At 52.9% G+C, this 1,657-nt stretch carries 1 rRNA gene; it reads left to right on the forward strand.

Annotation, left to right across the window (positions count from 1 at the left end):
• Positions 1-1,657 (forward strand): 23S ribosomal RNA (locus tag RCF34_RS22780); the annotation flags it as partial.

The raw sequence follows: 1,657 nt of genomic DNA on the forward strand, positions 1-1,657 counted from the left end.
GGTGACTGCGTACCTTTTGTATAATGGGTCAGCGACTTATTTTCAGTGGCGAGCTTAACCGAATAGGGGAGGCGTAGCGAAAGCGAGTCTTAATAGGGCGTTTAGTCGCTGGGAATAGACCCGAAACCGGGCGATCTATCCATGAGCAGGTTGAAGGTTAGGTAACACTGACTGGAGGACCGAACCCACTTCCGTTGAAAAGGCAGGGGATGACTTGTGGATCGGAGTGAAAGGCTAATCAAGCTCGGAGATAGCTGGTTCTCCTCGAAAGCTATTTAGGTAGCGCCTCATGTATCACTCTGGGGGGTAGAGCACTGTTTCGGCTAGGGGGTCATCCCGACTTACCAAACCGATGCAAACTCCGAATACCCAGAAGTGCCGAGCATGGGAGACACACGGCGGGTGCTAACGTCCGTCGTGAAAAGGGAAACAACCCAGACCGTCAGCTAAGGTCCCAAAGTCCTGGTTAAGTGGTAAACGATGTGGGAAGGCTTAGACAGCTAGGAGGTTGGCTTAGAAGCAGCCACCCTTTAAAGAAAGCGTAATAGCTCACTAGTCGAGTCGGCCTGCGCGGAAGATGTAACGGGGCTCAAACCAGGCACCGAAGCTACGGGTATCACCTTTGGTGATGCGGTAGAGGAGCGTTCTGTAAGCCTGTGAAGGTGAGTTGAGAAGCTTGCTGGAGGTATCAGAAGTGCGAATGCTGACATGAGTAACGACAATGCGAGTGAAAAACTCGCACGCCGAAAGACCAAGGGTTCCTGCGCAACGTTAATCGACGCAGGGTGAGTCGGTCCCTAAGGCGAGGCTGAAAGGCGTAGTCGATGGGAAACGGGTTAATATTCCCGTACTTCTAGTTACTGCGATGGGGGGACGGAGAAGGCTAGGCCAGCTTGGCGTTGGTTGTCCAAGTTTAAGGTGGTAGGCTGACTGTTTAGGTAAATCCGGACGGTCAAGGCCGAGAGCTGATGACGATCCTTCTTTTAGAAGGAGAAGTGGTTGATGCCATGCTTCCAGGAAAAGCCTCTAAGCTTCAGGTAACTAGGAACCGTACCCCAAACCGACACAGGTGGTCGGGTAGAGAATACCAAGGCGCTTGAGAGAACTCGGGTGAAGGAACTAGGCAAAATGGCACCGTAACTTCGGGAGAAGGTGCGCCGGTGAGGGTGAAGGGTTTACCCCGTAAGCTCATGCCGGTCGAAGATACCAGGCCGCTGCGACTGTTTATTAAAAACACAGCACTCTGCAAACACGAAAGTGGACGTATAGGGTGTGACGCCTGCCCGGTGCCGGAAGGTTAATTGATGGGGTTAGCGCAAGCGAAGCTCTTGATCGAAGCCCCGGTAAACGGCGGCCGTAACTATAACGGTCCTAAGGTAGCGAAATTCCTTGTCGGGTAAGTTCCGACCTGCACGAATGGCGTAACGATGGCGGCGCTGTCTCCACCCGAGACTCAGTGAAATTGAAATCGCTGTGAAGATGCAGTGTATCCGCGGCTAGACGGAAAGACCCCGTGAACCTTTACTGTAGCTTTGCACTGGACTTTGAGCTTGCTTGTGTAGGATAGGTGGGAGGCTTTGAAGCGTGGACGCCAGTCTGCGTGGAGCCATCCTTGAAATACCACCCTGGCAATCTTGAGGTTCTAACTCTGGTCCGT

The organism is Pseudomonas sp. 102515 (assembly GCF_031085165.1).
Lineage (GTDB): Bacteria > Pseudomonadota > Gammaproteobacteria > Pseudomonadales > Pseudomonadaceae > Chryseomonas.